The 19,070-nt window shown below is 66.6% G+C and carries 18 protein-coding genes; 6 read left to right on the top strand and 12 right to left on the bottom strand.

What is annotated here, in order from left to right; genetic code table 11:
• Window positions 1-2: 2 nt before the first annotated feature.
• The 6 genes from FPY90_RS19820 to pdhA all read right to left on the bottom strand — a co-directional run bounded on the left by FPY90_RS19820 (window position 3) and on the right by pdhA (window position 7,535).
• Window positions 3-989, bottom strand: a complete 987-nt coding sequence (locus FPY90_RS19820; RefSeq protein ID WP_498685630.1) for an ABC transporter permease — start codon at window positions 987-989, stop codon at window positions 3-5.
• A 19-nt stretch (window positions 990-1,008) separates the two neighbouring features.
• Entirely contained in the window at window positions 1,009-1,935 is a 927-nt protein-coding gene (locus FPY90_RS19815) for an ABC transporter permease (protein ID WP_071215633.1), read from the bottom strand.
• Window positions 1,936-2,104: 169 nt separating this feature from the next.
• Window positions 2,105-3,745 carry a peptide ABC transporter substrate-binding protein gene (locus FPY90_RS19810; protein ID WP_071215632.1) on the bottom strand — a complete coding sequence of 547 codons (1,641 nt, stop codon included), beginning with the start codon at window positions 3,743-3,745 and terminating at the stop codon, window positions 2,105-2,107.
• Between the two features lie 234 nt (window positions 3,746-3,979).
• Window positions 3,980-5,404 carry a dihydrolipoamide acetyltransferase family protein gene (locus FPY90_RS19805; protein ID WP_498682940.1) on the bottom strand — a complete coding sequence of 475 codons (1,425 nt, stop codon included), beginning with the start codon at window positions 5,402-5,404 and terminating at the stop codon, window positions 3,980-3,982.
• Complete coding sequence (locus FPY90_RS19800; RefSeq protein WP_498682938.1) at window positions 5,401-6,408, bottom strand: alpha-ketoacid dehydrogenase subunit beta; 1,008 nt, start codon at window positions 6,406-6,408, stop codon at window positions 5,401-5,403. The genes FPY90_RS19805 and FPY90_RS19800 overlap by 4 nt, the downstream gene beginning before the upstream one ends.
• Window positions 6,405-7,535, bottom strand: a complete 1,131-nt coding sequence (gene pdhA, locus FPY90_RS19795; RefSeq protein ID WP_498682937.1) for a pyruvate dehydrogenase (acetyl-transferring) E1 component subunit alpha — start codon at window positions 7,533-7,535, stop codon at window positions 6,405-6,407. The genes FPY90_RS19800 and pdhA overlap by 4 nt, the downstream gene beginning before the upstream one ends.
• A 184-nt stretch (window positions 7,536-7,719) precedes the next feature.
• Here pdhA and FPY90_RS19790 point away from each other — a divergent pair, with 184 nt between their 5' ends.
• Window positions 7,720-8,247, top strand: a complete 528-nt coding sequence (locus tag FPY90_RS19790) for an Lrp/AsnC family transcriptional regulator (RefSeq protein WP_071215629.1) — start codon at window positions 7,720-7,722, stop codon at window positions 8,245-8,247.
• A 282-nt stretch (window positions 8,248-8,529) separates the two neighbouring features.
• Window positions 8,530-9,525, top strand: a complete 996-nt coding sequence (locus FPY90_RS19785; protein ID WP_498682936.1) for a GNAT family N-acetyltransferase — start codon at window positions 8,530-8,532, stop codon at window positions 9,523-9,525.
• Window positions 9,526-9,728: 203 nt separating this feature from the next.
• Here the strand turns inward: FPY90_RS19785 and FPY90_RS19780 are convergent, their stop codons facing one another.
• Both FPY90_RS19780 and FPY90_RS19775 read right to left on the bottom strand, forming a co-directional pair.
• Entirely contained in the window at window positions 9,729-11,357 is a 1,629-nt protein-coding gene (locus tag FPY90_RS19780) for a monocarboxylic acid transporter (protein ID WP_071215627.1), read from the bottom strand.
• A 3-nt stretch (window positions 11,358-11,360) separates the two neighbouring features.
• Window positions 11,361-11,660, bottom strand: coding sequence for a DUF485 domain-containing protein (locus FPY90_RS19775; RefSeq protein WP_286135462.1), 300 nt, complete (start codon window positions 11,658-11,660; stop codon window positions 11,361-11,363).
• 287 nt (window positions 11,661-11,947) lie between these two features.
• Between FPY90_RS19775 and FPY90_RS19770 the strand changes: the two genes are divergently transcribed.
• The 4 genes from FPY90_RS19770 to FPY90_RS19755 all read left to right on the top strand — a co-directional run bounded on the left by FPY90_RS19770 (window position 11,948) and on the right by FPY90_RS19755 (window position 15,814).
• Entirely contained in the window at window positions 11,948-13,147 is a 1,200-nt protein-coding gene (locus FPY90_RS19770) for a sensor histidine kinase (protein ID WP_498682934.1), read from the top strand.
• A gap of 47 nt (window positions 13,148-13,194) precedes the next feature.
• The gene (locus tag FPY90_RS19765) at window positions 13,195-13,911 is read left to right on the top strand and encodes a LytR/AlgR family response regulator transcription factor (RefSeq protein WP_071215622.1); all 717 of its coding nucleotides are present in this window, start codon (window positions 13,195-13,197) and stop codon (window positions 13,909-13,911) included.
• A gap of 65 nt (window positions 13,912-13,976) precedes the next feature.
• Complete coding sequence (locus FPY90_RS19760) at window positions 13,977-14,333, top strand: hypothetical protein (RefSeq protein ID WP_071215621.1); 357 nt, start codon at window positions 13,977-13,979, stop codon at window positions 14,331-14,333.
• The gene (locus tag FPY90_RS19755; RefSeq protein ID WP_071215757.1) at window positions 14,333-15,814 is read left to right on the top strand and encodes a sodium/solute symporter; all 1,482 of its coding nucleotides are present in this window, start codon (window positions 14,333-14,335) and stop codon (window positions 15,812-15,814) included. Before FPY90_RS19760 ends, FPY90_RS19755 begins: the two co-directional genes overlap by 1 nt.
• 130 nt (window positions 15,815-15,944) lie before the next feature.
• Here FPY90_RS19755 and FPY90_RS19750 read toward each other — a convergent pair whose 3' ends face one another.
• From FPY90_RS19750 to pyrH, 4 genes are all read right to left on the bottom strand, one after another.
• Window positions 15,945-16,529, bottom strand: a complete 585-nt coding sequence (locus FPY90_RS19750; RefSeq protein WP_071215620.1) for a DivIVA domain-containing protein — start codon at window positions 16,527-16,529, stop codon at window positions 15,945-15,947.
• A gap of 129 nt (window positions 16,530-16,658) precedes the next feature.
• Complete coding sequence (locus tag FPY90_RS19745; RefSeq protein ID WP_498682932.1) at window positions 16,659-17,591, bottom strand: phosphatidate cytidylyltransferase; 933 nt, start codon at window positions 17,589-17,591, stop codon at window positions 16,659-16,661.
• A complete protein-coding gene (gene frr / locus FPY90_RS19740; RefSeq protein WP_071215618.1) occupies window positions 17,591-18,148 on the bottom strand; it encodes a ribosome recycling factor in 558 nt (185 codons plus the stop codon). Before frr ends, FPY90_RS19745 begins: the two co-directional genes overlap by 1 nt.
• 99 nt (window positions 18,149-18,247) lie before the next feature.
• The gene (pyrH, locus tag FPY90_RS19735; protein ID WP_071215617.1) at window positions 18,248-18,991 is read right to left on the bottom strand and encodes a UMP kinase; all 744 of its coding nucleotides are present in this window, start codon (window positions 18,989-18,991) and stop codon (window positions 18,248-18,250) included.
• Between the last annotated feature and the right edge of the window lie 79 nt (window positions 18,992-19,070).

The raw sequence follows: 19,070 nt of genomic DNA, 5'->3' as shown, positions 1-19,070 counted from the left end.
TGCTATCCCTTGCGTGATTTCGGGTCGAGCGCATCGCGGACCGCATCGCCGAGCATGATGAAGCTCAACACCGTGACGGACAGCGCCAGTGCCGGCCACATCAGGATCGCCGGATTGTTGCGCAGCGAGATCTGTGCGTTGGCGATGTCGTTGCCCCAGCTCATGATGCTGGGTGGAAGGCCCAGGCCCAGGAACGAGAGTGTCGCCTCGGCGACGATGTAGATGCCCAGCGAAATCGTGGCAATCACGATGATGGGAGCCAGCGAGTTGGGCACCACGTGCTTGACAAGCGTCTTGAACTTGGACAGGCCCAGCGAGCGCGAGGCCATGACGTAGTCGGCGCTCTTGGCCTCGATGACCGCTCCCCGGGTGATGCGGGCCATTTGCGGCCAGCCAAAGATCGCCAGGGTGATGATGACCGTCCAGATACTCTTGTTTTCCCGGAATGCGGGCAGCTGCATGATGATGATGGCGCCGAGGATCAACGGCAGGGCGAAGAAGATGTCGGTGATGCGGGCCAGGACGGCATCGAGCCAGCCGCCGTAGTAGCCCGCCAGCGCACCGAAGGTGCCGCCAACGATGAGCACGGCGATCGTGGTGAACAGCCCGACCAGAACCGAGGCCTTTGCACCGTAGATGACGCGCGCGTAGATGTCGCAGCCTTGGAAGGTGTAGCCCAACGGGTGGCCCGCTGACGGGCCCTGGCGTGCAAAGTCCAGTTTGCAAAAGGTGGGGTCTGCCTTGGCAAAGAGACCCGGGAAGACCGCCACAAGGATCACCAAGATGATGAGCAGTGCGGAAATGATGAACAGCGGCTGGATCCGCAGGGAACGCCAGGCCTGCGCCCACATGCTCAGTGGCTCGGCGGTCTCGTCGACCTTGTCCACGGACTGCAGCGGGGTTTCAGCCAGCGGAGCCACGTAGTGCTCGATGTGGCGGCTGGAGATTTTTCCGGCGCGCACCTTCGGTGCGGGTGCGACCGGTTCAATGATTTCGGGAGTTGGGTTCTCAGACAAGGCGGATCCTTGGGTCGAGCCACGCGTAGAGCAAATCAACGACGAGGTTGGCGATAACAAATACAAGCACAAGCACGCTGACGACTGCCACCACGGTGGCGCTCTCGCCCTTGAGGATGGCCTGGTACAACAGGTTGCCGATGCCGGGGACATTGAAGATGCCTTCGGTGACGATCGCGCCGCCCATCAAGGATCCCAGGTCGGCACCCAGGAAGGTGACCACGGGGATCAATGAGTTGCGCAGGATGTGGACCACGACCACGCGGCGCCGGCTCAGTCCCTTGGCGGTTGCCGTGCGTACGTAGTCGGCACTCTTGTTCTCGATGATCGAGGTGCGGGTCAACCGGATCACGTACGCCAGGGACACAAGCCCCAGCACCACGGCCGGCAATATCAAATCCCCCCAGGGGGCGCCTGAACTGACGGTGGGCTTGGCCCAAGAAAGTTTCACGCCCACGACAAACTGGAGCACGAAGCCCAGCACGAAGGTGGGAACGGCGATGACCAGCAGCGAGGCGACCAGGACGGTCGAATCGAAGAGCTTGCCCTTCTTCAGGCCGGCGAAGACGCCGAAGATGACGCCGAAGACGGCTTCGATTGCGAGCGCCATCACGGCAAGGCGTGCAGTCACCGGCATGGCCCGGGCGATGACGTCCGAGACCTGCTGGCCTGAGAAGGTCTGGCCGAGGTCGAAGGAGACCAGGTTCTTCAGGTACAGGAAGTACTGCACCCAGAAGGGTTGGTCAAGGTTGTACTGGGCACGCAGGGCATCTGCAACGGCCGGGCTCATCGGCTTGCCGCCGGACAGCGCCGCGATGGGGTCGCCCGGTGTGGCAAAGACGAGGAAATAGACGAGCAACGTGGCCCCGAAGAACACCGGGATCAGCTGCAGGATCCGTTTGAGGGTGAACGTGATCATGGAGCTGCCACCGTGGGTGTTGTGGTTGTGATCGAGTCGATCAAGGAACTACTCCTTGTAAGGAAGTTTTTGTGGGAGATGGGGAACGTTGGATTGCCGTTCCACGCAAGTAAGGGGGACCCGGGTCGGGCCCCCCTTTCTCACGTGTCAGTTCAAGCGGTGGTGTGGGCTACTTGCCGGTGATGGCGTTGTAGATCGGAACACCGTTCCAACCGAACTTCACGTCGGTGACATTGTTGCTCCAGCCGCCCTGGACGGCCTGGTACCACAGGGGCACGACCGGCAGGTCCTTGAGGAGGATCTGCTGGGACTCGTTGAAGATCTTGTTGCCTTCCTCGACGGAGGTAGCGGCAAGACCGTCTGCCAGCTTCTGGTCGAACGCGGGGTTCGAGTAGTCGCCGTCGTTGGAGCCGGCGCCGGTTCCGTAGAGCGGGCCAAGGAAGTTGTACAGCGACGGGTAGTCGGCCTGCCAGCCGGCACGCGAGGCGCCGGTGAGCTTCTTCTCGCCGACCAGTGTACGCATTTCCTTGAACGTCGGAATCGGGTTCAACTCGGCCTTGATTCCCAGGGTATTGGAAATCTGGTTGGCCATGGCCGTGATGTATTCCTTGTTGCCTGCGCCATCGATGTTCGAGGTGATGGTGAAGACCTTGTCTGCCGGCCACGGATCGATCTTGTCGGCCTGGGCCCATAGTTCCTTGGCCTTGTCGGCGTTGAAGGTCAGCACCTCGTTGCCGGGAAGGGCATCCGAGTAGCCGTCGATCACCGGGGAGGTGAAGTCCTTGGCAACCTGCTTGGCACCGAAGAAGATGTTGTCAATGATCTGCTGGCGGTCGATCGACATGGAGATCGCCTGGCGGCGCAGCTGGCCTGCCTCGCCCTTGAACTCCGGCAGGTAGCTCGGGATCGTCATGGTGGCGTTGCCCGCATAGGCCTGGTTGACCCAGCGGTCGCCCAGATCGGTCTTGTAGTTCTGCAGTGCGCTTGGCGGGATCTGGTCCAGCACGTCGAGATTGTCGGCCTGCAGGTCGGTGTATGCGGCGTCAAAGGAGTTGTAGATCTTGAACGTCACGCCACCGTTGGCCGGGGTGCGCGGGCCGGAGTAGTCAGCGTTCGGGACCAAGTTCAGTTCCACGTTGTGCTTCCAGCCGCCCTCGGCCAGCTTGTACGGGCCGTTGCCAGCGGGGTTCTCGCCGAAGGCCTTCGGATCCTTGAACGCGGCTTCCGGCAGCGGGTAGAAGGCGGTGTAGCCAAGGCGCAACGGGAAGTCGGACTCCGGGCGGCTGAGTTCGACGGTGAAGGTGGTGTCGTCGACGACCTTCAGGCCTTCCATCTTGTCCAGGGTGGACTTCTCCGCGCTGACCTTGTCGTAGCCCTTGATGGACTCGAAGAAGTACGAGTTCAGCTGTGCGTTCTTCGCCGCTGCACCGAAGTTCCAGGCATCCACGAAGGACTTGGCATTGACGGGCTCGCCGTTGGTGAACTTCTGGCCGGCCTTGATCTTGATGGTGTAGTTCTGGGCGTCGGTGGTCTCGATCGACTCGGCCAGCTCGTTGACCGGCTTGCCGGTGGCGTCGTAGCTGACCAAACCGGTGAAGATCAGGTCCATCACGCGTCCGCCACCAACCTCGTTGGTGTTTGCCGGCAGCAGTCCGTTCTGCGGTTCGGTCGAGTTCGCGGTGATGACCTTCGACGCGTCTCCACCGGAGCTTGCGCTGGGGTTTTCTCCGCCGCCGCCGCCACAGGCAGTTAGGGTCAGGGCCAGAGCTGCGGAAAGCACAAGTGCCTTCGAGGTGCGGTTGTAACGCATTCTTTCTCCTCAACGAGTTTGTTGGCCGGCGGGGAAGGGGTTTTGCAACCTCGCCGGACCATGGTGAGTCTCATCACTCATAGGTGAGACTACTCATAAATCTCTGAAACAACTAATGAACGACTGGCCAGATGCAGAATCTTTATGAACCTGCAACTTATGACCAGACAACATTCAACATCGTTCATTGTCAACAAGCACCTGCGGACGGGGGAGACTCCCGGTCCGCATCACTTAAACCAAACCCATGACCAGGGCCGGATCCTCAAGGATCGCTCCGACTTCCGAGAGGAACCTGGCGCCCTGTTCGCCGTCAACCAACCGATGGTCAAAGGACAGTGAAAGCACCATGACTTGCCGCAGCGCGATCTCGTCAAGGTGTTCCCATGGCATCTTCCGCACCTGGCCCACGGCAAGGATTCCGGCTTGGCCCGGCGACAGGATCGGGGTTCCGCCATCGATGCCAAAGACACCCACGTTGCTGATGCTGAAGGTCCCGCCGCCCAGCTGGGCCGGGGTGATCGTTCCCTCGCGGGCAGCTCGGGTCAACTCCCCGGAGGCAGCGGCAAGCTGGGCCAGATCAAGGTCCTGGGCGTTGTGGATGACCGGGACCATCAACCCGCGCCCGGTGGCCGCGGCGATGCCGAGGTTCACGTGCCCGAACTCGACGATTTCGCCGTGTTCCTCGTCCCAACGGGAGTTCAGCGTGCGGTGCTTGGCCAGGGCGAGGGTGACCACCTTGGCCACCAGGGTGGTCACGGTGATCTTCACGTCGGCAAAACGCCTCGAGGCACGCAGCCGCTCGAGCAGCGCCATGGTCTCCGTGACGTCCACGCTCAGGAACTCGGTGACGTGCGGGGCGGTGAAGGCGCTGGCGACCATGGCCGCGGCAGTGGCCTTGCGCACGCCCCTGATCGGGGTGCGCGTCTCCCCCGCGGCAGCTGCCTGCGGGACCGGCCCCTGCGGCAATGCCTCCGGGATCGCCGTTGCCTCGAGTGCTTGCACCACGTCCTGGCGGGTGATCAGGCCGTTGGTGCCGGTGCCGCGCAGCGAACGCAGGTCGATGTTGTGGTCCCTGGCGAGCTTGCGCACCGGCGGGGTGGCCCGCAGGTAGCCAATGCCTTGCGGGGCCGGGTCGTGCGGCTCGACCAGGCGCAGGCCCGGGCCGGAATCAGCGGAAACCGGGGCTCCCGCCTGTGAATCCCGGCCGGCCGGCACCGGATCGGGTGCCGCCGCGGCCACGGGCGCCGGGGCACCCACGCGTGCCCGGCGGGCCGGACGTCCTCCGGGTTCTGCTGCGGCCCCGTAACCGACCAGGGTCGGCTGGCGCTGGGCCGCGCCCCCCGATGGTTCCCGGGCCGTGCCCCCCGCAGGTTCCTTGGGGTCACGGGCGGCGGTAGCGGAGTGGTCCGGCACGTCAAAGGAAATCAGCGGGCTGCCGACATTCACCACGGCGCCCACCGGCTCGTAGAGCTTTTTCACCACGCCCGAAAACGGGGAAGGAAGTTCCACGATGGCCTTGGCCGTCTCCACCTCGGCAATCACCTGGTTCAGCGCAACGGTGTCGCCCTCGGCCACGTGCCAGGACAGGATCTCGGATTCGGTCAGGCCCTCGCCGAGGTCCGGCAGGTTGAATAGTTTCTCCATGGTGTTGCTCATCCGTCCTCTCCCAGCAGCGGCGCGGTGCGCCTCATGGCACGGTCGACCCCGTCAAGGATCCGGTCAAGATCGGGCAGGTGGTGGTTCTCCAGCTTCGCCGGCGGGTAGGGGATGTCGAATCCCGTGACCCGCACCGGAGCGTGGTCCAGGTGGTCGAAGCAGCGCTCGGTGAGGCTTGCGGCAAGCTCGGCCCCGATGCCGGCGAATTTCCCGGCCTCGTGGGTGATGACCACCCGCCCGGTCTTGCGCACCGAGGTGCTCAGCGTGGCGAAGTCCACCGGTTCGATGCTGCGCAGGTCGATGACCTCGATGTCGATGCCCTCGTCCGCCGCGGCATCGGCCGCATCCAGAGCGGTCTTCACCAGCGGTCCGTAGGCGATCAGGGTCAGGTCGGCACCCTCGCGCGCCACCTTGGCCCGGTACAGGGACCCGGGCTCCGGAACCAGATCCGTGTCCACCTCCCCGCGCACGTGGTAGCGCCGCTTGGGTTCCAGGAAGATCACCGGGTCGTCGTCCGCGATGGCCTGCTGCAACATCGTGTAGGCGTCCTGCGGGTTCGACGGGGAGACCACGCGCAAGCCGGCGGTGTGGGCGAAGTAGGCCTCGGGCGATTCGGAGTGGTGCTCCGGGGAGCCGATGCCCCCGCCGAAGGGGATGCGGATGGTCACCGGGAGCTTGACGTTGCCGCGGGAGCGGAAGTGCATCTTGGCCAGCTGCGAGACGATCTGGTCGAAGGCCGGGTAGACGAATCCGTCGAACTGGATCTCCACCACCGGGCGGTACCCGCGGAAGGCCAGCCCGATGGCGGCGCCCACGATGCCGGACTCGGCCAGCGGGGTGTCGATGACCCGGTGCTCCCCGAAGTCCTTTTGCAATTCGTCGGTGATGCGGAAGACGCCGCCGAGCTTGCCGATGTCCTCGCCCATGAGCACGACCTTCGCATCGTGTTCCATGGAGTCGCGCAGCGAGGTGTTCAGGGCCTGGGAGAAGGTGAGGGTTTTCATTTGGAGGCCTGCACATTCTCGGAAAAGCCGGCAAGGTAGTTGGCGTAGTTCTCGCGTTGCTCCTCAAGCCAGGGATGCGGATGGCTGTATACGTGGTCGAAGAGGTCCTCGACCCCGGGGTCGGGCATCGTGGTGATGGCCTCGCGCAGCCCGGCGGCCATGTCGTCGGTGGCCTGCTTGGCCCGTTCCTTCAGTGCGGCCAGGTCGGCGCCCAGGGTGTCCAGGTGCGCGGCAACCCGGTCCAGCGGGTCCTTCGCGGCCCATTCCTCGAGCTCCAGGGCGTCGCGGTAGCGCGTGGGGTCGTCCGCCGTGGTGTGTGCACCCATCCGGTAGGTGACGGCCTCGATGAATGCCGGGCCGCTGCCGGTGCGCACGTGGGCCAGGGCCGCACGGGTGGCGGCCAGCACGGCGACGACGTCGTTGCCGTCCACCCGCCAGGTGGCCAGGCCGAAGCCCTTGGCCCGGTCGGCGATGTAGCCGGCGGTTTGCCGTGTGGCCGGTTCGGAGATGGCCCAGTGGTTGTTCTGGCAGAAGAACAGCACCGGTGCTTGGTAGCTGGCGGCGAAGACCATGGCCTCGCTGACATCCCCCTGGCTGGTGGCCCCGTCCCCGAAGTAGGTGATGGCCGCTGCGGACGAGCCGTCGAATTTCAGTCCCATGGCGTAGCCGGCCGCATGCAGGGTCTGTGCCCCGATGACGATCTGTTGGTTGGCCATGTTGACCTCGTAGGGGTTCCAGCCGCTGGGGGCCGCCCCGCGCCACATGCGCAGCAAATCGTGCGGGTCGATGCCCCGGCAATAGGCCACGCCGTGTTCGCGGTAGGAGGGGAAGATGAAGTCGTCGTGTTCCAGCGCCCGGCCGGAGCCGATCTGTGCGGCTTCCTGCCCGAGCAGCGGTGCCCAAAGCCCCAGTTCGCCCTGGCGCTGCAGGGCTGTGCCCTCCGTGTCGAGGCGGCGGATGCAGGCCATGTCGATGTAGAGGTTTTCCAGGGCCGGGATATCGATCTCCTCCACCCAATGGTCAAGCTCGGGGCAGGGGTGGCGGGTGCCGTCGGGTGCCAGGATCTGGAGGTAGTCCTCGGCGCCTTCGGGGGTCGAAGAGTCAAACGTGATGGACACGGTCAGCATCCTTTGCGTCGATTGCGGATTCAGGTCCGGCATTCCGGTGGGACGTGCCGTGCCTGCGGGTGCGGCCTCATCGCCCCACCTACATGTGATGCTACTCACTCAATGCAGTGCGCACAATCCTTGGCTGAGAAACTGCGCAACTTGCACTATCGGTCGAGGTTCGACGGTGCTAATCTTGCGCATTATGCAACAACTTGACGCGACAGACCTGCGGATCCTCTCCGCACTGTGCCAACGCCCCAAGGCCAGCGCCGTGGCGCTGGCCACCGACCTGGGGCTGAGCCGCAACACGGTGCAGGCGCGCCTGGTCCGCCTGGAATCCAGCGGTGCGCTGCTGCCCTTCGAACAACGCGTGAACCCGGCGGCCCTGGGCTTCGGGCTGGTCAGCTTCGTGCACATCCACCTCCAGCAGCGGCTGCTGGGCCAGATCGTCGAGCAGCTCAAGGCAATCCCGGAGATCATCGAGGCGCACGGGGTGACCGGCTCCGCGGACATCCTCGCCCGCGTGGTCGCCGGCGGCGCCGAGGAACTCTTCCGGGTCAACGGGCAGATCCTGGCCATCGAGGGGGTCGAGCGTGCGGACACCTCGCTGTCGATGGCCGAACTCATACCGCACCGCACCACTTCGCTGATGGACCTGCGCCTGGCCAGCGGCCCGGGCAACGGTTCCAGGGCCCGGTCCACGGCCTCCGACCCGGAGACCGCCGGCTGAACCGGGGCGGCTCCAGGGGATTTCGGTCGTCCCGGACCCGGTGCCTGGCGCTTGCCGGCAATCGCCAATGGCGGCCGTGCAGGCCAGGACGCTCTTGCCCGCCGGCATTCACGAGGCCGCCCCCTGGCGATGCCGCGTTCGGCGGTTCCGCCACCGGTTCCGGGAGGGCAACGAGCTTGCGCTTCCCCCATGCGGACGGGGGGCGTTCCCGATTCCACCCCGGGGCCATGGGTCGCACGGAGCCAGGAGGAGGCATGGACGACCGGGCGCCCTCGTGGCAAGATGTTCGACACCACGGCCGGGACCCCCAGAGGAGCCTCCATCCTGCATTTCAGTACGGCATCACCGGAACGATTCAGCTCCCTCGCGCCCGACCGCGGCGCGGACCTGGAGCGGCTGACGCACAACATCGAACGCGGCTCGGTCAAGGCCCGCCACCTGGTCGTCGCCAGCGACGAGGACGGCGTCGACGTGGGCCGGGCCGGCCTGTTCACCCATCCCGACGGCACCACCGTCGCCTACGCCTTCCAGTTCGGCCCGGGGTGGACCGACGCCGAAGAACTGTACCGCGTCCTTCTCGACGGCCTCGCCCATGCCGCCCGGGCGACCGGCCTGCGGAGAGCCGAAGTGTCGGTGATCGACCGCCGGGACCCTGCGCCGGAGGCCAAGCGCGCGGCACTTCAGTCACTCGGGTGGGTGGTGGACAGCGATCGGCTCGAATTGGAGGCGGGCACCGAAGGCCGCTCCCTCCCCGTCGATGCCCGCGGGACCGGTCCCGCGGCCCGGCCGGGAGCGGACCCAAGGGAAAGCCGGATCATCGAGATCGACCCGACGGACGAGGACGTCGTCCGCGTCATGGCGGCCGCCATGGGCAACAGCCTGGACGACTACGACCGGACCCGAGTCGCCGAGGTAGGCGCGCAGCAGGCAGCCATTGCCTACCGGGACATGATGGCCGATAGGCAGGTCAGGGTGCCGTGGTTGGCCCACCGCGATCGGTCAGGGATCAGCGGCATCGCCGCGATCCAGGCGTACCCCGCCGACTGGAATCTCGGTTACCTGGCCGTGCTGCCTGAAGCGAGGCGTACCGGGGTGGGCGCCCGGCTGGCATCGGCCGTGCTGGCGGCCACCGCGCAGGCAGGAGTTCCGTTGGTGACAGCCAGCGTGGCAAGGGCCAATCCACCGATCTTGCGGACGCTTCGGAAGGCGGGGTTCCGCATCGCCTCGGCACGGACGGATTTCGTGCTGCAGCTGGATCGGGGGAACCACGTAGCCTGAATCCTTCCGCCACCTGGCGGCTGCACGGCGATGGGCCCCGGCCAGGGCCCTTCCATGACCGTCGATCCGGGGCCGGAAGGGCAGCCTCCCGGGCACGACACAGGCGGTGCCGTTTCCCCATGGTGGGAGGAAACGACACCGCCTGTGCGGTTCGGCGGGGGGTGGGACGCTGCCCTCCCCCGCCAGGGGGGAATGCCTGCTTGCTAGTGGTCGACGGCCTTTTCGGCGCCGACACCGGTGAGCGAGCGTACTTCCATTTCCGCGGACTTGATCGGGTCCTCGGTGTTCTTGTCCAGGACCGAACCGAGCCAGCCCAGTGCGAAGGCCAGCGGGATCGAGACGATGCCCGGGTTGGCCAGCGGGAAGAGCGCGAAGTCCGCACCCGGGATCATGGAGGTCGGCTGGCCCGACATGACCGGGGAGAAGACGATCAGCAAGATGGCCGAGACCAGTCCGCCGACCATGGACCAGACAGCGCCCTGGGTGGTGAACTTCTTCCAGAACAGCGAGTACAGGATGGTGGGCAGGTTGGCCGAGGCGGCGACCGCGAAGGCCAGCGCCACCAGGAACGCGACGTTCTGCCCCTGGGCGCCGATGCCGCCGACGATCGCGAAGATGCCGATGACAACCACCGTGCGGCGGGCCACCTTCATTTCCTTCGCCGGGGTGCTCTTGCCCTTGGCGATGACCGAGGAGTACACGTCGTGGGCGAAGGATGCCGCGGCGGTGATGGTCAGCCCGGCCACCACCGCGAGGATGGTGGCGAAGGCGACCGCGGAGATCAAGCCCAGCAGCAGCGGGCCGCCGAGTTCGAAGGCCAGCAGCGGGGCCGCGGAGTTCACACCGCCCGGGGCGGCCTTGATCTTCTCGGCACCGATCATGGCACCGGCACCGTAGCCCAGCACCAGGGTGAAGAGGTAGAAGCCGCCGATGAGCCAGATCGCCCAGACCACCGAGCGGCGGGCCTCCTTGGCGGTGGGAACGGTGTAGAAACGCATCAGCACGTGCGGCAGGCCGGCGGTGCCGAGCACCAGGGCCAGGGCCAGGGAGATGAAGTCGATCTTCGAGGTTTCGGACTTGCCGTACTGCAGGCCCGGGTTCAGGATGTCAGGGGTTCCGGCCGACTCGACCGCCGCACCGAGCAGGGCGGAGAAGTTGAAGCCGTAGGCGGCCAACACCATGATGGTCATGATGAAGGCGCCGGCGATCAGCAGGCAGGCCTTGATGATCTGCACCCAGGTGGTGCCCTTCATGCCGCCGATCAGCACGTACACGATCATCAGCGCGCCGACCACGACGATGACCAGGGACTGTCCCAGCTTGCCGTCGATGCCCAGCAGCAGGGAAACCAGTGCACCGGCGCCGGCCATCTGCGCGAGCAGGTAAAAGACGCAGACCGCGAGGGTGGAGATCGCCGCGGCGATGCGCACCGGGCGCTGCTTCAGGCGGAAGGAAAGCACGTCGGCCATGGTGAACTTGCCGGTGTTGCGCAGCAGTTCGGCGACCAGCAGCAGGGCCACCAGCCAGGCGACCAGGAAGCCGATGGAGTAGAGGAAGCCGTCGTAGCCGTTGATGGCGATGGCCCCGACGATGCCCAGGAACGATGCGGCCGAGAGGTAGTCACCGGCGATCGCGGTGCCGTTCTGGGTGCCGGTGAAGGAACGCCCGCCGGCGTAGTAGTCCGCAGCGGTCTTGTTGTTGCTCGAGGCCTTGAGCACCACCACCAGGGTGATGCCCACGAAGAGGCCGAAGATCCCGATGTTGACCCACGGGTTGCCGACCTTGGTCGATTCGCCGGCAGCGGCGAGGAGCGTTGAGGAAAGGACGTTCATGGCCTACTCCCCTTCCTGTGCTTCGAGGCGCTGGCGGATCGCCGTGGCCTTCGGGTCGAGCTTCTTGTTGCTGTAGGACACGTAGGCGGCGGTGATGCCAAAGGTGGAGACGAACTGCAGCAGGCCCAGCAGGATGCCGACATTGACGTTGCCCCACACCTTGATGGACATGAATTCGTGTGCATAGTCCGCCAACAGCACGTAGGCGAAGTACCACAACAGGAAAATAACGGCCATCGGGAAAACGAAGCTGCGATGGGTCTTGCGCAGCTCCCTGAACTCTTTCGAGTCCTGTTCCGCCATGAAATCGATGCCGGTTCCAAGGTCAGACTCTTCGGTGGTGCTCATGGTTCCTCCTTCTCAAAGGGATCCAGGCGCCAGGCGCGGAGCCTTCTGCTTGGTGAACCGGCTCATCCCGGCCTGCGAGGCGCGTCACCTGGCATGGTGACTGAGATCACTGTGTGCCATGCGGACACCGCGCGGGAAGGGGGTTGGCTGGAACTACCGCCAAGCGGTCACCCGGATGCGCCAAGCGGTGCGGCGCAGCGACGAGCGGCATGCCCGTTTCCTGCCCGCGTAGGCTTGTGCCCATGCTCTCCACCGCACTGCAGATGACCCTGATTGTCGCCACCGTCGTGGTCGGCGCCGCCCTGGTGGGCTACCTGGGATTCAAGATCGCCCGTTCCACCCGCGACCTGGGCACGGACGCAGAAAAGGCCACCTTCGAGACGCTGCACCGGGTCTCGGTTGCGGCCCCGCACCTGGCCCAGGGATTGACCCCGGAGGGCGCGGCCACCGCCTCCAAGCACCTGCGCGCGCTGCTGGCCGCCCGCGCCCTTCTCATCACCGACACCTCCGCGGTGCTCGCGCTGGACGGCACGCTTCCGGACACCGAGGAGCGCGGCAGCGCCGCGGCACTGGAACTTGCCGCCGCGGCATTGTCCGCCACCCGCACCCAGGTCAAGCGCTCCGAGGGCTTCGACATGGTCTGCGCACCGATCATGGTCGGGGACACCCCGGTGGGCACGGTGTGCGCGTACATCCCGCGGGCCGGGGCAGGGTTCGTGCGCGCGGTGGCGGAGGTCGCCGCCTGGGTCGCGGCCCAGGTGGGCCTGGCCGAGCTGGATGCCTCCCGCGCGCTGCTCATGGAGGCCGAGGTCCGCGCGCTGCGCGCCCAGATCTCCCCGCACTTCATCTACAACTCGCTGAACGCCATCGCCTCGTTCATCATCACCGATCCGGCCCGGGCCCGGGAACTGGTGGTGGAGTTCGCCGACTTCACCCGCTACTCCTTCCGCCGGCACGGGGACTTCACCACGCTGTCCGAGGAACTCACCGCCATCGACAGGTACCTGTTGCTGGAAAAGGCGCGCTTCGGCGAACGCATCAAAGTCTCCCTGGCCATTGCCCCGGAAGTGCTTTCCACCGCCATCCCGTTCCTGTCCCTGCAACCGCTGGTGGAAAACGCGGTGCGCCACGGGCTGGAATCCAAGCCAGGCGGCGGACGCATCACCATCAGCGCCTCCGATTCCGGGGAGTACGCGCTGATCACCGTGGAAGACGACGGGGTCGGCATCGACCCCAAGGCGCTCGCCTCCGTGCTGGCCGGGACCACGGAGTCGATCCACGTGGGGCTGCGCAACGTGGACGTGCGGCTGCGCCAAGTCTACGGGGACGCCCACGGGCTGGTCATCGACACCGCACCGGGCGCCGGGACGCTGATCACCATGCGCATCCCCAAGTTCCGTCCCGGCGTGGAGCCCACCGCACCTGCCCTCAACCCGCATTAACGCGCCACCAGAGAACTTTGTCCACGTGGCCGGGTAAAATGTCATGCATGATTAATGTGGTCGTGGCCGACGACGAATTGCCTGCCGTTGCGGAGCTGGCGTATCTGCTGTCGCTCGACTCGAGGGTGGGCACCATCCACCGCGCCAACTCCGGTGCCGAGGCACTGAAGGCCCTGGAGGAGTTCGAGGTCGACGCGCTCTTCCTGGACATCCACATGCCCGCCCTGTCCGGCCTGGACATCGCCCGGGTCATCTCCCGCTTCACCCGTCCCCCGGCGGTCGTCTTCGTCACCGCCGACGAGGACCAGGCCCTGGAAGCCTTCGAGCTAGCGGCCCTGGACTACGTGCTCAAGCCCGTGCGCCCCGAGCGCCTGGCCGAATCGATCCGCCGGATCTGCGAGCTGGTCGAGGAGGACACCGCCAAGCCCGAGGTGGTCACCGTGGACCAGGGCGGGATCACCAAGATGATCCGCCGCGACGAGATCCGCTACGTGCAGGCCCAGGGCGACTACGCCCGGCTGCACACCAAGGACGCCAGCTACTTGATCCGGGTCCCACTCAACGACCTCGAACAGCAATGGGCTTCGGCCGGGTACGTCCGCATCCACCGCTCCTACCTGGTGGCCATGGACAAGATCGACACCGTGAAGCTGGCCACCGGCAAGGCCGCGGTGCTCATCGGCGGGATCGAGCTTCCGGTCTCCCGCCGCGCGCTGCCCTACCTGCGCGAGCGCCTGGCCGCGAACCGCGTCCGGCCGCTGTGAGCGGGCCGGACCCCGGCACCCCTCCCCCGCCCGCCGGCGGGCCGGTCCCGGCGCCGCCGGACGGGATGTTGCCCCCGCCCACCGGGACCCGCGTGCGGGTCAGCGCCCCGGCCGGGACCATGCTGAACATCGCCCGCCGCTCGGCGCCCGATGCGGCCGACACCTTCTACGTCCATTCGCTGATCCGCTCGCAATTGCGCCTGGCGGTCTCCGTGGCCCTGGGCTTCCTGCTGCTGCTCGTGGGCCTGGCCGTGATGGTGTTCACCTGGCCCGAAATCAACAACATCCGGCTGGCCACCATCCCGCTGCCCTGGTGGATCCTGGGCGTGGGCGTCTACCCGCTGATCCTGATCTCGGCATTCCTCTACAACAAGGCCGCCGCACGCAACGAGGCCAAGTACCGGAGCATCGCCAAGCCATGATCAATCCCGCCGTCGCCCTGCTCTCGGTGCTGCTCGTGTCGGTGGCCACCGTGCTCATCGCCGTCAACGGGCTGCGGCTCTCCCGGACCACCGGGGACTTCTACGTGGCCTCGCGCACCGTCAAGCCCTGGTGGAATGCGAGCGCCATCGGCGGGGAATACCTCTCGGCCGCATCGTTCCTGGGCATTGCCGGGCTGATCGTGGTCTCCGGGCAGGACGGGCTCTGGTTCCCCATCGGGTACACCGCCGGGTACCTGATGCTGCTGCTCTTCGTGGCCGCCCCGCTGCGCCGGTCGCGCGCCTACACCATCCCCGACTTCGCGCAGATCCGCTTCGGCTCGATGAAACTGCGCCGGCTCACCAGCTTCCTGGTGGTGGTCATCTGCTGGCTCTACATCGTCCCGCAGCTGCACGGCGCCTCGCTGACCCTGGGCATCAGCACCGGGCTGCCGGGCTGGCTGGGCTCGTTGCTGGTCATGGGGATCGTGTGCCTCACGGTGCTGGCCGGCGGGATGCGCTCGATCACCTTCGTCCAGGCCTTCCAGTACTGGCTCAAGCTCGCCGCCCTGGCGATCCCGGCGGTGTTCCTGCTGCTGCACCTGGGGCTGAACGGGGAGTCGGCAACCCTCGACGGGGCCATCTTCGATACGGCCACCGACCCGTCCGCCAACCGGGGGCTGTACTACAACATCTCGCTGCTGGTGGCCCTGCTCTTTGGCACCCTTGGCCTGCCGCATGTGCTGGTGCGCTTCTACACCAACCCCGACGGGCCCTCGGCCCGCAAGACCACCGCGATCGTGCTGGGCCTGCTGGCCCTGTTCTACCTCTTCCCCACGGTGCTGGGCATCCTGGGCCGGGCCTACACCCCGGAGCTGTCCACCAGCGGGAACGCCGACGCCACGGTGCTGCTGCTGCCCGGTCGGATCCTGGGCGGGGTGGCCGGGGACGCGCTGACCGCGATCATCATCGGCGGGGCGTTCGCCGCGTTCCTCTCCACCTCCTCGGGCCTCGTGGTCTCGCTGGCCGGGACCATCTCCCAGGACCTGTTCCGCGGCACGGTGCGCGGTTTCAGGATCTCCACGCTGATCGCCACCGCGGTCCCGCTGCTGCTGGCCCTGGGCACTTCCAGCTTCGCGCTGGCCGGGGCCATCGGCTCGGTCTTTGCGTTCACCGCCTCGACCATCTGCCCGCTGCTGCTGCTGGGCATCTGGTGGCGCGGCCTCACCGTGGCCGGCGCAATCTCCGGGATGGTGGCCGGGGCCCTGGGCTGCGGGTCGGCCCTGATGCTGGCGGCCGCGCTGCCCAACGAGCCGGATTCCTTCCACGCCCTGGTCTCCCAGCCGGCCGCCTGGTGCGTGCCCCTGGCCTTCCTGGTGATGATCACGGTGTCCCTGTTCACCCGGCACCGCGCGCCCGGGCGCATCGATGCGGTCATGGCCCGGCTGCATGTTCCCGAGGCGCTGGACGAACCGCTTCCCTGAGCCGCCGCCGCCGCCGAACGATTCCGCGGTCCTAGCCCCGCCACAAATAATGCGGCCGGTTGCCGGGGAACCCCCGGCAACCGGCCGCATTCTTGTTCGTCTTTACCTGTGTCGGCGATCCCCCCAGGGATCAGTCGATCGAAGCCATCAGCTCCACAACGCGGTCCAGGAACGCGTCGACCTGCGATTCCTCGTAACCGTGCTCGCCCTCGGCCCGGCGGAATTCGGCGCGGCGCACCGCATCCACGCTCATCGGGACGTCTTTTTCGAAGTAGTCGATGAGCTGGCTGCAGAGCTTGTCCACGTCCTGGACGTTGTAGCTCGACGCGTTGGCGCGCGAGGGGCGGCGGAAACGCTCGCCCGGGGAGCGGTGCAACCGCCCGCGCAGGATCGCCGAGAGCCGCCCGACTTGCTGCAGCCAGGCTTCCTCGCCGTTGGTCTGGATCAGGGCGTCGCGTTCACGCTGGGCGAAGACGTCCTCCAGGCGGTCCAGGGCGCCGTCGACCTCGCGGGCGCTGTAGCCGCCGCGCTGGGCCGGGAAGACGGTGCGGCGCACCATGTGGCTGGTGACAATCGAATCGTCGTCCCCGTCGCCGTTGAACGTGGCGCGGGCGCGGGCGAGGAACACATCCACCTGTTTGGTGTTGTAACCGAATTCCTTCTCCCCCACGCGCTCAAAAGGGGCGGGGACCGGCTGTGCCTTTTCCTGACTCACAATTCTTTCCTTGATCTCGGTAATGCGTACCGGTGAACCGGCACTGTGGTGCTGCGGGTGACACGCGGCCCCGGACGGGGCTGCACCTGCCTGCACATCCATCTTAGGGAGGCGCGGGCGGCCACGGGACTAAAGCGCGCCGGGGATCAGCAAAATGGTGAGGATATACGTCACGGGGATCGCGAAGACCACCGAATCGAGCCGGTCCATGACCCCTCCGTGCCCGGGCAGGATGCTGCTCATGTCCTTGATGCCCAGTTCGCGCTTGACCATGGATTCGGCCAGGTCCCCCGCCGTGGACGCGGCAACCGTGGCCACGGCCAGCGGGATCCCGACCCACCAGGGAAGATCCAGCAGGAACACCGCTGCGGCAACGCCCACGACCGTGGCACCGGCGACCGAGCCGGCGAAGCCCTCCCAGGACTTCTTCGGGCTGATCTTCGGCGCCATCGGGTGCTTGCCGAAGAGCACGCCCACCAGGTAGCCGAAGGTGTCGTTGGAGACCACCAGCAGCAGCATCGTGGTCACCAGCAGGTGCCCGCGCGGTTCGTTGAGCAGCAACACCGCGAAGGAAAGCATCAGCGGAACCCAGGAGAGCACGAACAGGCTGCCGGTGATCGAGGCCACCGACTTGGCCGGGCCCTCGATGATCCGCCAGAGGAACACCAGCAGCGCACTGGCGGTGAACGCCATGCCCAGGGCCTCGAGCCCCCCGTAGTACGCGGAGAACGGCATGGCGATCCCGCCGACGGCCAGCGGAACCAGCGGGGTGTCGATGCCGGTGCTGTTCAGCGCACGGGACACCTCCCAGCAGCCCACGACCCCGAAGACCGCCACCGTGGCGACGAATGCCAACGGCAGCCAGAACAGCCCGGTGAGCACCACGGCCAGCAGCAGCAGGCCCACGACGATGGCCGCCGGGAGGTCCCGGCCGGCCCGCGAGGCCTTCTTGGCGGTGGCCTTGCTGCTTCGCCGCGTCTTTGGTTCAAGCCCGCCGGAATCCGGCGACGGCTCCGGAAGGGACCTTGCGGCTCCCTCGCTCGGCTCGGTGGGGTTGGACATTAGACTTCCAGCAGCTCGGTTTCCTTGCGCTTGAGCAAATCGTCGATGCCGTCGGTGTGGGACTTGGTCAGGGCGTCGAGTTCCTTCTCGGCGCGTGCGCCGTCGTCCTCGCCGACCTCGCCGTCCTTGACCAGCTTGTCGATGCCGTCCTTGGCGCGGCGGCGCACGTTGCGCAGCGCGACCTTGGCGTCCTCGCCCTTGCCGCGGACGACCTTGACGTATTCCTTGCGGCGTTCCTGGGTCAGCACCGGCATGATCACGCGGATGGTCTTGCCGTCGTTGGACGGGTTGGCCCCGACCTCGGAGTCGCCCAGGGCCTTTTCGATCTCGCGCAGGGCGGAGACGTCGTAGGGGCTGATCAAGATGGTGCGTGCGTCCGGGATCGCGAAGGATGCCAGCTGCTGCAGCGGGGTCGGGGTGCCGTAGTAGTCAACCATCACCTTGGCGTACATTCCCGGGTGGGCGCGGCCCGTGCGGATCGCGGAGAAGTCTTCCTTCGCGTTCTCGATGGTGCTGTCCATCTTCTCGGCTGCCTCGACGAGGATATCCTCAATCACGTTCTACTCCTTTGAGTTCGGCCAGGTATGCGTACGGTGACCGGTAGTTTCTGGGCTTGTGAACAATCCTATGCCACGCAGGGCCGTGGCACGGGGCACCTAGATGGTGACGCGGGTGCCGATCTTTTCGCCAAGGATCGCGCGGGTGACGTTTCCGTCGCCCTCCATGCCGAAGACCATCATCTCCAGCTTGTTGTCCTTGCACATGGTCATCGCGGTCTGGTCCATCACGCGGATGTCCTTGATGAGGGCCTCGTCGTAGGTGAGGTGCTCGAGCTTGGTGGCCGTGGGGTCCTTCTTCGGGTCCGCGGTGTAGACGCCGTCGACGCCGCTCTTGGCCATCAGCACCACGTCCGCGTCGACCTCGAGGGCGCGCTGGGCGGCCACGGTGTCGGTGGAGAAGTACGGCAGGCCGGCGCCGGCGCCGAAGATGACCACGCGGTCCTTTTCCATGTGGCGGATGGCGCGGCGCGGGATGTAGGTCTCGGCGACCTGGGCCATGGAGATCGCGGACTGCACGCGGGTGTCGACCCCGGCCTGTTCCAGGAAGTCCTGCAGGGCCAGACAGTTCATCACGGTGCCGAGCATGCCCATGTAGTCCGCGCGGGAGCGGTCCATGCCGGAGGCCGAGAGTTCGGCGCCGCGGAAGAAGTTGCCGCCGCCGACGACGATGGCGACCTCGACCTTGCCCACGGTGGCAGCGATCTGCTCGGCCACTCCGCGCACCGTGACGGGGTCGACGCCCAGCTTGCCGCCGCCGAAGACCTCTCCGGAAAGCTTCAGCAGGACCCGGCGGCGACGCGGGGCGTGGGTGTGTTCAATCGGTTCAGGGGTTGCGTCCATGGGGGTGTGATTCCTCCTGCATGCGGGTCGGTGCCGGCCCACGTCGTTGCTGTTGGGGGGCGGCCGCCGCGCGCGTGCG

The organism is Arthrobacter sp. C2, assembly GCA_024207135.1.
Taxonomy (GTDB): domain Bacteria; phylum Actinomycetota; class Actinomycetes; order Actinomycetales; family Micrococcaceae; genus Paeniglutamicibacter.
Note: the sequence above shows the minus strand (reverse complement) of the source record. Positions and strands in the feature narration are given on the sequence as shown.

Bases quoted from the DNA above. Each gene is read 5' to 3' on its own strand.
- FPY90_RS19815 (WP_071215633.1), bottom strand. From the start codon at position 1,935: ATGATCACGTTCACCCTCAAACGGATCCTGCAGCTGATCCCGGTGTTC.
- FPY90_RS19810 (WP_071215632.1), bottom strand. From the start codon at position 3,745: ATGCGTTACAACCGCACCTCGAAGGCACTTGTGCTTTCCGCAGCTCTG.
- FPY90_RS19805 (WP_498682940.1), bottom strand. From the start codon at position 5,404: ATGAGCAACACCATGGAGAAACTATTCAACCTGCCGGACCTCGGCGAG.
- FPY90_RS19800 (WP_498682938.1), bottom strand. From the start codon at position 6,408: ATGAAAACCCTCACCTTCTCCCAGGCCCTGAACACCTCGCTGCGCGAC.
- pdhA (WP_498682937.1), bottom strand. From the start codon at position 7,535: ATGCTGACCGTGTCCATCACGTTTGACTCTTCGACCCCCGAAGGCGCC.
- FPY90_RS19790 (WP_071215629.1), top strand. From the start codon at position 7,720: ATGCAACAACTTGACGCGACAGACCTGCGGATCCTCTCCGCACTGTGC.
- FPY90_RS19785 (WP_498682936.1), top strand. From the start codon at position 8,530: ATGTTCGACACCACGGCCGGGACCCCCAGAGGAGCCTCCATCCTGCAT.
- FPY90_RS19780 (WP_071215627.1), bottom strand. From the start codon at position 11,357: ATGAACGTCCTTTCCTCAACGCTCCTCGCCGCTGCCGGCGAATCGACC.
- FPY90_RS19775 (WP_286135462.1), bottom strand. From the start codon at position 11,660: ATGGCGGAACAGGACTCGAAAGAGTTCAGGGAGCTGCGCAAGACCCAT.
- FPY90_RS19770 (WP_498682934.1), top strand. From the start codon at position 11,948: ATGCTCTCCACCGCACTGCAGATGACCCTGATTGTCGCCACCGTCGTG.
- FPY90_RS19765 (WP_071215622.1), top strand. From the start codon at position 13,195: ATGATTAATGTGGTCGTGGCCGACGACGAATTGCCTGCCGTTGCGGAG.
- FPY90_RS19760 (WP_071215621.1), top strand. From the start codon at position 13,977: ATGTTGCCCCCGCCCACCGGGACCCGCGTGCGGGTCAGCGCCCCGGCC.
- FPY90_RS19745 (WP_498682932.1), bottom strand. From the start codon at position 17,591: ATGTCCAACCCCACCGAGCCGAGCGAGGGAGCCGCAAGGTCCCTTCCG.
- pyrH (WP_071215617.1), bottom strand. From the start codon at position 18,991: ATGGACGCAACCCCTGAACCGATTGAACACACCCACGCCCCGCGTCGC.